This is a genomic window from Streptomyces sp. NPDC028314, from assembly GCF_055565795.1.
The window spans coordinates 62,322-75,261 of sequence record NZ_JBVHTP010000004.1; the positions used below are offsets into that span (position 1 = coordinate 62,322).

Consider the following 12,940-nt stretch of genomic DNA (forward strand, 5'->3'; position numbering starts at 1 on the left):
TTTATGAGCACTCTTGAGCCCGAGCGCGGGACTGGTACGGGGACCCTCGTAGAGCCGACGCCGCAGGTGTCCCACGGCGACGGCGACCACGAGCGCTTCGCCCACTACGTCCAGAAGGACAAGATCATGGAGAGCGCGCTCGGCGGGACCCCCGTCGTCGCGCTCTGCGGCAAGGTCTGGGTCCCGGGACGGGACCCGAAGAAGTACCCCGTCTGCCCCATGTGCAAGGAGATCTACGAATCCATGGGCGCCGGCGGCGACAAGGACAAGGGCGGCAAGGACAAGTAGTCCGGGCCGTCCGTCCCGAACAGGCGGTACGAAGGCCCCCGGTCCGCACATTCGTGCGCTCCGGGGGCCTTCGGCGTACTAGGGTCGACGCGACGAGCACTCCGCGGAACGGGCGTTGCGCAGGGTGCAACGAGCCGTTGCGAAGGGCCTGACGCATGGACCTGATCCCCGCTCCCCGAGCCTTCGTCCCGACCCAGGGCGTACGCCCGTACGAGTTCGGGCCCGCGCCGGCCCTCGACGCCGGCCCGGGCACCGGCGCCACCGCGCGCTGGCTGCGCCGCGAGCTCGGCGCGGCCACCGGCTGGGACCTGCCGGACGCGGCGCCCGGCAGCCCGGGGGACATCCGGCTGCGCCTCGACGGCGCCGTCGCCGAGGAGCTGGGTCCCGAGGGGTACCGGATCACGGTCGGCGCGAACGGCGTGGACCTGGCGGGCGCGGCCGCCGCCGGGCTCTTCTGGGGCGCCCAGACGCTGCGTCAGATGCTCGGCGCCGACGCCTGCCGCAGGGCGCCGCTGCCCGGCCGGACGGGCTGGAGCCTGCCGCAGGGCCGCGTCCTCGACGCCCCCCGCTTCGCCTGGCGCGGCATGATGCTCGACGTGGCCCGGCACTTCATGCCCAAGGACGGGGTGCTGCGGTACATCGACCTGCTCGCCGCGCACAAGCTGAACGTGCTGCACCTGCACCTGACGGACGACCAGGGCTGGCGCGTCGAGATCAAGCGCCACCCCAGGCTCACGGAGGTCGGCGCGTGGCGGCCGCGCAGCCGGCGGGGGCACCGTGCCTCGCCGCTGTGGGACGAGACCCCGCACGGCGGCTTCTACACCCAGGACGACATCCGCGAGATCGTCGCCTACGCCGCCGAACGGCACGTGCGGGTGGTGCCCGAGATCGACGTGCCGGGCCATTCGCAGGCCGCGATCGCCGCGTACCCCGAGCTCGGCAACACCGATGTGGTGGACACGTCGGCGCTGGGGGTGTGGGACGACTGGGGCGTCAACGAGAACGTGCTGGCGCCCACCGAGGCCGTACTGCGCTTCTACGAGGGCGTCTTCGAGGAGCTGCTGGAGCTGTTCCCGGCGGAGGTCTCGCCGTTCGTGCACGTGGGCGGCGACGAGTGCCCCAAGACGCAGTGGCGCCGCTCCGGGGCCGCGCAGGCGCGGATCCGGGAGCTGGGCGTGGCGGGCGAGGACGGCCTCCAGTCCTGGTTCATCCGGCACTTCGACAGCTGGCTCGCGGCGCGCGGGCGGCGGCTGATCGGCTGGGACGAGATCCTGGAGGGCGGTCTGGCCCCCGGTGCGGCGGTGTCCTCGTGGCGCGGGTACGCGGGCGGGATCGCCGCCGCGGAGGCGGGCCACGACGTGGTGATGTGCCCCGAGCAGCAGGTGTACCTGGACCACCGTCAGGCGCCGGGCCCCGACGAGCCGGTGCCGATCGGGTACGTGCGCACGCTCGCGGACGTGTACCGCTTCGAGCCGGTGCCGCCGAAGCTGTCGGCCGAGGCCGCCGGTCACGTGCTGGGCGCCCAGGCCAACGTGTGGACCGAGGTGATGGAGGACCAGGGCCGCGTGGACTACCAGGTGTTCCCCCGGCTGGCGGCCTTCGCCGAGGTGGTGTGGTCGTCGCTGCCGGAGCCCGCGGAGCGGGACTGGGCGGGCTTCGAGGCGCGGATGACGGGGCACTACGCGCGGCTGGACGCCCTGGGGGTCGACTACCGGCGGCCGGGCGGGCCGTTGCCGTGGCAGAAGCGGCCCGGGGTGCTCGGACGTCCGGTCGACGGCAAGCCCCCGATCGTGTGACTCAGGCAACCGGTGAATCCTTTGGAGTCCTTTGGAACTCTTTCCCGATTTAGTCCGATTCGGGCAGAAGCGGGCGTTGAGTGACCGTCGGACCGGTCAGGGGGGCGCCTGGCGGACCCTCGCGCCGGACGGTGCGGAAGATGTGCCAGAGTTGCCACGTCCCGGCGGTGAGCACGTACCGTACGGCGGACAGGCGTGAGCGCCGGGACCGGGACATCGGGAAGGGGCAGCTGGGTTGACCACGCACGCACCGCACGCACCGCATTCATCTCAGGGGCCTCAGGGTCCGCAGGCGGCGCAGTCCGTGACGCTGCCGGCCTCGCTCGACGAGGCCGTGGCGGCGCTCACCGCCATGCCCGCGGCCGTGCCCGTGGCCGGCGGCACCGACCTCATGGCGGCCGTCAACGCGGGGCTGCTGCGGCCCGCCGCACTGGTCGGCCTCGGCCGGATCAACGAGATCCGCGGCTGGCAGTACCAGGACGGCCACGCGCTGCTCGGCGCCGGTCTCACCCACGCCCGGATGGGGCGCCCGGACTTCGCCGCCCTGATCCCCGCCCTGGCCGCCGCCGCGCGGGCCGCCGGACCGCCGCAGATCCGCAACGCGGGCACCCTCGGCGGGAACATCGCCACCGCCGCGCCGACGGGCGACGCCCTGCCCGTGCTGGCGGCCCTGGAGGCGGTGCTGGTCATCGTCGGTCCGCCCGCGCTCGGCGACTCCGGCGTCTCGCGGCGGGAGATCCCGGTCTCCCACCTGCTGGCCGGGCGCGAGATGCTGCGGCCGGGCGAGCTGATCGGATTCGTACGGGTTCCCCTGCTGCACGCGCCGCAGGTGTTCCTGAAGGCCACGGGGCGCACGGGACCGGGGCGTGCTGTGGCGTCCGTGGGGCTCGTGCTGGACCCCGCGCGCCGGGGCGTGCGCTGTGCGATCGGCGCGGTCGCCCCGATGCCGCTGCGGCCGCTGGAGGCCGAACAGTGGGTGGCCTCGTTGATCGACTGGGACGGGGACCGCAGCCTGGCCCCCGAGGCGCTGGAGGCCTTCGGCGAGTACGTCGCGGCCGCCTGCGTCCCCGATCAGGGGGAACCGGTGGCTTCCGGTGTACTGCATCTGCGGCGGACGGTGGCCGTACTGGCACGGAGGGCCCTGGGGAGGGCGCTGACCTCATGAGTGAGAACGAGAACGTGAGCGGGACGACCGGGGGAACCGGGCACGCGGGCGCCGGCTGGGGCTGGGAGCCGGTGCCGCACGGCGGCGAGTACGACTCCGAGGCCACGGCCTTCGTGAAGCTGCCGCAGGACATGCTGGACGCGCTCGACTCGGGGGAGCCGCTGGCCGCCCCCGGGCACGGGTACGTGCCGCCGCCGATGATCGTGCCGCTGGGCTCCGGTTCGGCCGATCCGTCGGCCACCGGCACCTGGACGATGCCGGTGCAGTGGCCCGAGGCGGGGTCGGCGGCCCCGGACGGCGGGGCGGCCGCGCAGGCCCCCGCCCGGGGCCCGATCCCGGCGTCGATCCCGCTGCCGGCTTCGGTGGCCGCGGTGTTCGGCGAGGCCGAGCCGGCCGGCGGCGAGAGCGCGGGCGAGCCGGGCGGCGGGGAGTACGCCGGCGGGGATTCCGCCGTGGCGGGGTTCTCCGTTTCGGGCTTCGCCGCCCCGGGCTTCCCCGCCGCCCAGGACTTCCCCGCCGCGGCGGCGGACCCGGATCCGGGGGCGACCGCCGAGTGGCGCTTCCCCGAGGCCGGACGGCAGTCCGACGAGGGTCAGGGCACCGGCCAGTGGACGCTGGAGCCCCGCGCGTTCGACGCCGACTGGAGCCAGGCCCCGGCGACCCTGCCCGGCGGCGCGGCGGCCCCGTGGGCGACGCCCGGGTACGACACCTCGCTGAGCTCGGGCGTGCTGCCGGGCGACGGCGCCGGGCAGCGGGCCGGTGGCCCCGCGGGCGGTGCACCGGGGCGCGGGCCGAGGGTGCTGGGCGGGCCCGGTGTGGGCACCCCGCTCCCGGAGCCGGAGCCGGTGATGCACGCGGCCCCGGACATCGAGGCCGCCCACGGCCCGGCGCAGACGCCGGTCGAGGGTGAGCGGCCGCGTCCGGTGGGCATGGGGGCGGGCCCGGGTGACGGGCACGGATTCACGGAAGCGGAGCCGGAGCCGGAACCGGTGGCGGATGCGGAGCCGGTGGCTGCGTCGCAGCCGGAGGCCGGGGAGCCGTACGCCGAGCTCGGGGAGCCGTATGCCGAGCTCGGGGAGGGGCGCGCGTTCGCCCCGACCGGGCCGGGTTCCACGCTGGGGCACGGGCAGGTCTTCGTCACGGCCGAGGGGGACCCCGGCGACGGGCCCGCCGAAGCCGCCGCGCCGCCCGTCCCGGCCGAGGACACCGCCGACAGCGACCAGGCACTCCCGGACGCGGGCGACGCCGCCGGTTTCCCGGGCCAGGAGGCGACGTACGAAGAAGAGACGGCGGGGGCCGTCGCCCATCACGAGCACCCGCTGGCTTCCTACGTGCTGCGCGTCAACGGGGCCGACCGGCCCGTCACCGGCGCCTGGATCGGCGAGTCCCTGCTGTACGTGCTGCGCGAGCGCCTCGGCCTGGCCGGCGCCAAGGACGGCTGCTCGCAGGGCGAGTGCGGGGCCTGCGCCGTGCAGGTCGACGGCCGGCTCGTCGCGTCCTGCCTGGTCCCGGCCGCGACGGCCGCGTCCAGCGAGGTGCGGACGGTCGAGGGGCTCGCGACGGACGGGGAACTCTCGGACGTGCAGCAGGCGTTGTGCGGGTCGGGTGCGGTGCAGTGCGGGTTCTGCGTCCCCGGCATGGCCATGACCATCCATGACCTGCTGGAGGGCAACCACGCGCCGAGCGAGCTGGAGACCCGGCAGGCGCTCTGCGGCAACCTCTGCCGCTGCTCGGGCTACAAGGGCGTCATCGAGGCCGTCCGCGAAGTCGTGTCGGGGCGCGAGGCGGCGTCGGCGGCATCGGCCGAGTCGGCGGCCGCAGCGGCAGCCGCATCGGCATCGGCGCCCGCAGCGGCGTCGGCGTCGGCCGGCGAGGCCGCCGCCGAGCCGTGGATCCCGCACCAGGCCCCGCCCGGCGAGGGCGGCATCCACCACAACGGAGGCATGGCGTGAGCGGGCAGGACGCGGCTACGGCGACGACCACCACGGCCACCGTGACGACGACGTTGGGCCCCGGCGGGGAGGGGGAGCCGGAAGTGCTGCGCGGAATCGGAGCCTCCATCCCCTCCGCGGACGCCCGCGCCAAGACCGAGGGCACCTTCCCCTACGCCGCCGACCTCTGGGCCGAAGGCCTGCTGTGGGCCGCCGTGCTGCGCTCGCCGCACGCCCACGCCCGCATCCTCTCCGTCGACACCACGGCCGCCGCCGCCATGCCCGGCGTCCGCGCCGTCGTCACCCACGCCGACGTCCCGGGCGCCACCACGCACGGCCGGCGCATCGCCGACCGGCCCGTCTTCGCCCACGACGTGGTCCGCCACCACGGCGAGCCCATCGCAGCCGTGGCCGCGGACCACCCGGACACCGCCCGCCTCGCCGCCGCCGCGATCGCCGTCGAGTACGAGCTGCTGGACGCGGTGACCGACCCCGAGCAGTCCTTCGGCGCACCCGCCCTGCACCCCGACGGGAACCTGATCCGGCACATCCCGCTGCGCTACGGCGACCCCGAGGCCACCGGGGAGGTCGTCGTCGAGGGCCTGTACCGGATCGGCCGCCAGGACCCCGCGCCCATCGGCGCCGAGGCCGGGCTGGCCGTGCCGCGGCCCGACGGCGGCGTGGAGATCTACACCGCCTCCACCGACCCGCACACCGACCGCGACCTGGCCGCCGCCTGCTTCGGGCTGGAGCCGGACCGGGTACGGGTCGTGGTCACCGGAGTCCCGGGCGCCACGGCCGACCGCGAGGACCCCGCCTTCCAGCTGCCGCTCGGCCTGCTGGCGCTGCGCACGGGCTGCCCGGTCAAGCTGGCCGCCACCCGCGAGGAGTCCTTCCTGGGCCACGCCCACCGCCACCCGACCCTCCTGCGCTACCGCCACCACGCGGACGCGGAGGGGCGGCTGGTCAAGGTCGAGGCCCAGATCCTGATGGACGCCGGCGCCTACGCCGACGCGTCCTCGGAATCCCTGGCGGCCGCGGTGGCCTTCGCGTGCGGCCCGTACGTCGTCCCGCACGCCTTCGTCGAGGGCTGGGCGGTCCGTACGAACAACCCGCCGTCCGGACACGTGCGGGGCGAGGGCGCCATGCAGGTCTGCGCGGCGTACGAGGGCCAGATGGACAAGCTCGCGGCGGCGCTCGGCATCGACGGCGCGGAGCTGCGCATGCGCAACGTGCTGGCCACCGGGGACCTCCTGCCGACGGGCCAGACGGTGACCTGCCCGGCGCCGGTGGCCGAACTCCTGCGCTCGGTACGCGACTACCCGCTGCCCGCCCTCCCGAAGGACACCCCGGAGGACGAGTGGCTGCTGCCCGGCGGCGCGGAGGGCGCGGGCGAACCGGGCGCGGTGCGGCGCGGGGTCGGCTACGGCGTCGGCATGGTCCACATGCTCGGCGCGGAGGGCACGGACGAGGTCTCGACCGCCACCGTGAAGGTGGTCAACGGCGCGGCGACGGTCATCTGCGCCGCCGTCGACACCGGACAGGGCTTCTCGACGCTCGCCCGCCAGATCGTCCAGGAGGTCCTGGGCGTGGACGAGGTCGTGACGGCCCCCGTCGACACCGACCAGCCGCCGGCCGGCCCGGCAGCGCACGGCCGCCACACGTGGGTGTCCGGCGGGGCGGTGGAGCGGGCCGCGAAGATGGTCCGTACGCAGCTCCTCCAGCCGATGGCCCACAAGCTGGGCATGAGCACCGAGCTCCTGCAGATCACGGACGGCCGGATCACCTCGTACGACGGCGCGTTCTCCACCACCGTCGCGGAGGCGATACAGGGCAAGGAACTCTGGGCCACGGCCCAGTGCCGCCCCCACCCCACCGAACCGCTGGACGCGGACGGGCAGGGCGACGCCTTCGTCGGCCTCGCCTTCTGCGCGATCCGGGCGGTGGTGGACGTGGACATCGAGCTCGGCTCCGTACGCGTCGTCGAGCTGGCGGTGGCCCAGGACGTCGGCCGCATCCTCAACCCCCGGCAGCTGGAGGCCCGTATCGAAGCGGGCGTCACCCAGGGCGTGGGCGCGGCCCTGACGGAGAACCTCCGCTCGGTGTCGGGCGTCATCCGCCACCCGGACCTCACCGGGTACGCCCTCCCGACCTCGCTGGACGCCCCGGCCGTACGCATCGTCAAACTGGTCGAGGAGCGGGACGTGGTGGCCCCGTTCGGCGCGAAGGCGGCGAGCGCGGTCCCCGTGGTGACGACCCCGGCGGCGGTGGCCTCGGCGGTCCGCGCGGCCACGGGACGCCCGGTGAACAGGCTCCCGATCCGGCCCTCGGCGGCGGTCGCCGCGCCCAACTCTTGACCGTGTGACGTGCATTGCACGTGCAACCCGCGCTTGGGGCTGTCGGTACCGGTCGCTAGAGTGATCGGTAGGACTACGCACGCGCGCGTGCGAACGGGTGCGAACGGGGACGGGGCGCGGCGCCGGCGCTGCCGCGCCCACGGGGATTACGGGGAGTCGGGGAGGCCGTCGTGGCAGTGAATTTCGGGCCGGGTGCCATTGGCATGTACTCGGTACAGCAGGTGGCGGCGCTGAGGGTCGAGTACGAGACCCTGGGCGGCTACAAGAAGCTGGTGGACGACCTCCTCGACAAGCTCGACGGCTCGGCCGCCGCCGACAAGAAGCTCGCCGACGGGACCCTGGAGAAGGCGGCGTTGGGGCACGGCTTCGACGAGGCGGAGAAGCTCTACAAGGCGTACTCGACGGTGCACGAGCAGCTGGTGAACCTGTCGAAGGGACTGGCGGGCCAGATCGAGGGCCTGGGCATCGCGATCCGCACGGCGGGCAAGGGCTTCGAGGGCATCGACGACGAGACTAGGCGGCGGATGCTGGCCATCGCCCAGAAGGCGAAGCATGACTACGTCCCGGAGCGCGACCCGCTCCACAAGGCCAACGCAACGGGCCCGAATGCCCCGGCCGAACCGACCGCGGAGGGAACGGTCTGATGACGGAGTTCGACGGCCTCACGCTCGAGCAGTTGATGGCGATGACCGCCGCCTTCAACCCGGCCACGGTGGAGGCGCGGGGCACGCAGCTGACCGACGCCGCGACGGAGATCGAGAAGATCGGCAACATCCTCAAGTCGCACAAGGTGTCCGACTGGGAGGGCGAAGCCGCGACCGCCTTCCAGGACTGGGTGGGCCAGGCGGGCAGCGCGACGCTGCGGCTGGCCAAGTACAGCGCCGCGGGCGGCACCTGGATGGCGCATGCGGCCCAGACCATGGTCGAGGTCCGCGACGCGATGCCGAAGGCGCACGAGGTCGCGTCGGCGACGTCGAACGTCGCGGCGGCCACGAAGTACCACAACGACCCGGACGCGCAGTCGATCGGCGTGCAGTCCAGGGGCGAGCTGCACGACTACCAGGTGCGGGCGGCGCAGCAGATGAAGAAGCTGGCCGGCTCGTACAGCCAGTCGGCGGACCAGATGAACATGGCGGAAATCCCGACGTTCCCGCCACCGCCGGCGGCGTTCGTTCCGCAGAGTTACGGCGGATCCGAAGATTTCGCGCGTGCGGGGAGCGGGTCTGGGACAGCAGTTGGCTCGGGTGGTTCGTCATACGCTTCGAATGGCCATGGGGTGTCTGTGCCCTCACCTGGCTCAACGTCGGGGGACAACCCGCAGGTGAGCAACACGTTGCCGTCGGGCACGGGCCCAGCGCCGGTGACCCCGCCGGGAGTCCCGGACCGGAACGTGAACGTGGACCTCAACACCGTCGGAACGCTGCCGGACAAGGTGGTTCCCCCAACCACGGGCCTTCCTGTCGGCCCAGTCACTGGGGGCCCCAACCCCGTGCCACTTCCGCCTGTGTCGCTTCCGCCGAGCGCAACCGGACTGGTGAAGCCGGTTGCCGGACCCGGTCCGGTCGGCGGCGGTACCTTCCCTGGTAAGGGCGGTCCTGCCGGCAAGATCGTCGGCATGCCCGGCCTGTCCGCGCGTGACACGGGCATCATGGGCGGTCGGCAGCTGCCCACCGGCGGCCCCAGCACGAGCATTCCGCGTGGCACGGTCATCGGCGCCGAGGGCCCGCAGGGCGGTCGCGGCATGATGGGCGGCGGTATGGGTGGGGGCGCTGGCGGCTCCCATGGGATGTCGGGCGGTTCCGCCGTCGGCCGTCGGCTTGCCACTGAGCCGGGCGGTGTCGTCGGGGGGCGTCAGCCCGGTGGCCGCTCGGCCACGGGCGGCCAGCCGTTCACGCAGGGCGGCTCGGGACTCGTGCGCAATCCCTCGGGTACCGGACCGGTCGGCGGTGCGATGGGACACGGTGGCGTGGGCGCCCAGAACCCGGGCAGGCGGCGTGACGGACAGGGGGGCGAGCGCGCCGATTACCTGGCCGAGGACGAAGAGACCTGGCAGGCCAACCGACGTATTGTCCCGCCAGTGATCGACTGAGCAGAACGGACGTTGTACGGGATGCACATGCGCAAGGCGACCTCGGTCTTCGTGGGTCTGTTGTTGGCCGGGGTTGCCGCGACCCCGGCCCACGCGGCGACCATTCGCGAGCAGCAATGGCATCTCAACGCCATGAAGGCTGACGACATCTGGAAGATCAGCACAGGTAAGGGCGTCACGGTAGCCGTCATCGACACTGGCGTGGCTCGTATTCCTGAACTGGAGGGACAGGTGCTTCCAGGCAAGAACTTTGCATCGAACAAGGTTGAGGGCGATGAGCGGACCGACTACGGGAATCATGGGACGTCCATGGCCGCGCTCATCGCCGCTTCCGGGAAACACCCCAGTGGTGACGGCTCGTTCGGGCTAGCGCCCGGAGCAAAGATCCTTCCGATTCGCGTTCCGCATGAGGACGACTTGAAGGCGCCCTCTTTCACTGCCGCGATCCGGTATGCCGCAGACTCAGATGCCAAGATCATCAGCATCTCCATGGGTACGCCTAAAGAGGACCCCGATCGGCTTGCGGCCGTCGAGTACGCGCTTTCCAAGGGGAAGCTGATCTTCGCTGCTGTAGGCAATGACGGGGATACGACAAACGAGGTCAACTACCCAGCTGCGACACCCGGGGTGGTAGGTATCGGTGCTGTTGAAGCGGATGGCGCCGCGACCAAGGAATCTCAACGTGGTCCCCAGGTGGATATGTCTGCCCCTGGTATCGACATCGTCATCGCTTGTGCCAGCAAGAGCGGTGTGTGCAAGAACCACGGCACGAGCGACGCCACCGCCCTCACCTCCGCCTCCGCCGCGCTGCTCTGGTCCGCGCATCCCGACTGGACCAACAACCAGGTGCTCCGGGTCCTCCTGAACACCGCCGGCAAGCCCGTCGACGGCGCGATGCGCAACGACGGCGTCGGGTACGGCGTGGTGCGTCCGCGGGTCGCCGTGCCCACGCCCGGTGACCCCGGGCCCGCCGACGTGTACCCGTTGCCGGATCTCGCGGCCGCCGCCGCGGCCAAGTCGCCCTCCGGGTCCCCCGACGCCAAGGCCCCGGAGTCCGGCAGCCCCGCGCCCGCTCCTCAGGCCGAGGAGAAGGAGTCCGGGAGCAGCGTCACCTGGATCGCCCTCGGGGTGGCGGCCTGCCTGCTCATCGGCGGGGCCGTTACCGCCGTGGCCGTGCGCCGTTCGAGGCGCTGACGCCCCCGGCATACGTACGAAGGGCCGTCCGGGGGAGTCCCGGACGGCCCTTCGGCGTCGAAGCCGTGACCGGAATCGAACCGGGATGAACGAGACGGAAACTGAGACCGGCGGGCATACGCCCGCCGGTGCCGACAGGGCGACTGCAGGCCGAAATGCTTGGCAGCTCCTGGTCTGCCTACGCCGCTGCGTCCGGACAAGTGCACGATTCACCTGACCTCAGCTACTCGGATGCGGTGAGATGACTCATCGTGAGGTATTACGAACGTGTGAGGACCCGCACGCAGAGCTGGGTTCGCTGGATTCAACGTCATCGCATCGCGGTGGGACTGGCCGCGGGTGTGCCGAGCTTCCTCGGGATCATCCTCCTGGTGTTGGGGCCATTCACTTGGCTGGTAGCCGGTGATGCTGTCCGAGGCCTCCACGGCAAGGAACAGGTGGACGCCCTGAACGCGGTGCGGCAGACCGTGCTGGCGGCGACGGGGGGCGCCACCGTAGCGCTCGGGCTGGCCTACACAGCGCGCACGTACCACTTGTCCCGAAGAGGGCAAGTCACCCAGCGGTTCAGTAGCGCAGTCGGACTAATGGCCTCCACCAAGCTTGAAGAGCGGCTAGGAGGCATCTACGCCCTGGAGCACGTCATGGCGGAGTCGCCTCAGGAGCATCGGACGATTGTGGCGGTGCTTGCCGCCTTCGTTCGCGAGCACGCTCCGCGTGGCACCCCTCCGAGTCCTGGCCCTATTGACGATCAGGGAGATGACTGGGAGCTGTCCCTCCCGCCCTGGGGCACAGAGCCGGCCGCGGACATCATTGCGGCCGTGTACGTACTTGCCCGCCGGCCTGAGCGTGCCGAGCCACGCCGTGTGGATCTTCGCTCCACCAACCTTGTGGGGCTAGGGGTTCGCAGCTTCGAGTTCGATGCCCCTCCACGTCTGACCCGAATGTTCCTGACCGCAGCGAACCTCTGCCGAGCTGACCTTCGCGGTGTCGACCTGCGCGGCACGATTCTTAACAGCGCAGATCTGAGTCTGTCGACCCTCAGCAGCGTGCGGCTCGACGGAGTAGGCCTCGTCAGTGCCAACCTGCGTGGCGCCTCCCTGACCGGCGCCGTGTTGACAGGCACGGATCTCAGTGGTGCGGACCTCAGGGACGTCGCGTACTTGACTGCCCAGCAACTGTCGGATGCCGTGATCGATGAAACGACAAAACTCCCCTTATTCCTTGAAAATGATCCGTGGGTAACGGCCCGTATCGCTGCCTGTCGCGCGTGGCGGGATCGATACGGGCCGTACTCGGCGCCCCCGCCGACACCACCAACCGTGTGATGGGGTTCGCCATACCGCTTGCTCGGCTCGTGACCACGCTCCTGGGGGTGAGGAATGGGGCTCTGGAGTAGCTCCACCCCTAAGCCGCCCTCGGTTGGGTGGATCCGGGACTTCTGCGCGGCCTGCGGGCTCCCTCCCAGCAGGGAACGCCTGCTCGGAGATGCGCTCCGTGTGGGGGCCTACCCAGCACACTTCGAGCGGTCCGGGCTCCACTCGGCCTGGCTGACTGGGCTGACTCCCTGCGGAGTGACTATGCCGTCGGGAAGGCTACCCACACGGAGCCTCCCGTGCCTGCGGGGAGCCCTCGCCCGGATGCGGGCCGCTGGATGGACGCTCGGAGTGGTCACAAACGGGGGGCTCATGGGCTGGTCGACCGCCGCCATGGCCGGGCTATTAGCACAGGGTCGACGCGGTGCGGACGGATGTGGCGCGGCAGGTCGACGGGCTGATCTGAAAAGCCGCGGAGGACCGCTCGGATGGCGACGACGATGGCGCCGTCGGCTTGCTCGTACCGGCCAACTGAGACGAACGAACGGATGGGCGGCACCCCGTGCGGGGTGCCGCCCATCCGTTTTGCCTGGTGGGGCATCTAGAAGCCGTGACCGGAATCGAACCGGCGTAACTCGCTTTGCAGGCGAGTCCCTCAACCACTCGGGCACACGGCTCTGTGGTGGTGACGAGTACGACCGTACGAGGGCGGGTGCGGGCGGGGGAAGGGGAACGGCCGGCCCGCAACGTGACTGCCATACCGCGTTCACAGTCCTAGGGCGCAGGACCGAGGTCAGATCCGCCGAA

9 protein-coding genes and 1 tRNA gene are annotated in these 12,940 nt (G+C 72.2%); 9 read left to right on the plus strand and 1 reads right to left on the minus strand.

Annotated elements, in window-relative coordinates:
- Positions 1 to 3: 3 nt before the first annotated feature.
- The 9 genes from ACZ4TG_RS11195 (at position 4) to ACZ4TG_RS11235 (ending at position 12,145) form a co-directional block, all read left to right on the plus strand.
- Positions 4 to 288 (plus strand): DUF3039 domain-containing protein, encoded by a 285-nt coding sequence (locus tag ACZ4TG_RS11195; protein ID WP_053679372.1) that lies wholly within the window; start codon positions 4 to 6, stop codon positions 286 to 288.
- Between the two features lie 155 nt (positions 289 to 443).
- Positions 444 to 2,084, plus strand: a complete 1,641-nt coding sequence (locus ACZ4TG_RS11200; RefSeq protein ID WP_468161587.1) for a beta-N-acetylhexosaminidase — start codon at positions 444 to 446, stop codon at positions 2,082 to 2,084.
- Positions 2,085 to 2,319: 235 nt separating this feature from the next.
- Positions 2,320 to 3,249: an FAD binding domain-containing protein gene (locus tag ACZ4TG_RS11205; protein WP_468161589.1), complete on the plus strand. Its 930-nt coding sequence runs from the start codon at positions 2,320 to 2,322 to the stop codon at positions 3,247 to 3,249.
- On the plus strand, positions 3,246 to 5,201 hold the full coding sequence (locus ACZ4TG_RS11210) for a (2Fe-2S)-binding protein (RefSeq protein WP_468161590.1): 1,956 nt from the start codon (positions 3,246 to 3,248) through the stop codon (positions 5,199 to 5,201). Before ACZ4TG_RS11205 ends, ACZ4TG_RS11210 begins: the two co-directional genes overlap by 4 nt.
- Positions 5,198 to 7,537, plus strand: coding sequence for a xanthine dehydrogenase family protein molybdopterin-binding subunit (locus ACZ4TG_RS11215; RefSeq protein WP_468161591.1), 2,340 nt, complete (start codon positions 5,198 to 5,200; stop codon positions 7,535 to 7,537). Before ACZ4TG_RS11210 ends, ACZ4TG_RS11215 begins: the two co-directional genes overlap by 4 nt.
- Before the next feature lie 203 nt (positions 7,538 to 7,740).
- Entirely contained in the window at positions 7,741 to 8,181 is a 441-nt protein-coding gene (locus tag ACZ4TG_RS11220; RefSeq protein ID WP_468161593.1) for a hypothetical protein, read from the plus strand.
- Entirely contained in the window at positions 8,181 to 9,626 is a 1,446-nt protein-coding gene (locus ACZ4TG_RS11225; RefSeq protein ID WP_468161595.1) for a WXG100 family type VII secretion target, read from the plus strand. Before ACZ4TG_RS11220 ends, ACZ4TG_RS11225 begins: the two co-directional genes overlap by 1 nt.
- A 27-nt stretch (positions 9,627 to 9,653) precedes the next feature.
- Positions 9,654 to 10,820, plus strand: a complete 1,167-nt coding sequence (mycP, locus tag ACZ4TG_RS11230; RefSeq protein ID WP_468161597.1) for a type VII secretion-associated serine protease mycosin — start codon at positions 9,654 to 9,656, stop codon at positions 10,818 to 10,820.
- A gap of 269 nt (positions 10,821 to 11,089) precedes the next feature.
- Complete coding sequence (locus tag ACZ4TG_RS11235) at positions 11,090 to 12,145, plus strand: pentapeptide repeat-containing protein (protein ID WP_468161599.1); 1,056 nt, start codon at positions 11,090 to 11,092, stop codon at positions 12,143 to 12,145.
- Positions 12,146 to 12,738: 593 nt separating this feature from the next.
- On the opposite strand, the gene ACZ4TG_RS11240 is transcribed toward ACZ4TG_RS11235, so the two are convergent.
- Positions 12,739 to 12,810, minus strand: a tRNA-Cys gene (locus ACZ4TG_RS11240).
- Positions 12,811 to 12,940: the final 130 nt, after the last annotated feature.

What these genes read in the sequence shown, in the direction of transcription:
- ACZ4TG_RS11220 (WP_468161593.1), top strand. Translation starts at nt 7,741, where the DNA reads ATGTACTCGGTACAGCAGGTGGCGGCGCTGAGGGTCGAGTACGAGACC.
- ACZ4TG_RS11195 (WP_053679372.1), top strand. Translation starts at nt 4, where the DNA reads ATGAGCACTCTTGAGCCCGAGCGCGGGACTGGTACGGGGACCCTCGTA.
- ACZ4TG_RS11210 (WP_468161590.1), top strand. Translation starts at nt 3,246, where the DNA reads ATGAGTGAGAACGAGAACGTGAGCGGGACGACCGGGGGAACCGGGCAC.
- ACZ4TG_RS11225 (WP_468161595.1), top strand. Translation starts at nt 8,181, where the DNA reads ATGACGGAGTTCGACGGCCTCACGCTCGAGCAGTTGATGGCGATGACC.
- ACZ4TG_RS11200 (WP_468161587.1), top strand. Translation starts at nt 444, where the DNA reads ATGGACCTGATCCCCGCTCCCCGAGCCTTCGTCCCGACCCAGGGCGTA.
- mycP (WP_468161597.1), top strand. Translation starts at nt 9,654, where the DNA reads ATGCGCAAGGCGACCTCGGTCTTCGTGGGTCTGTTGTTGGCCGGGGTT.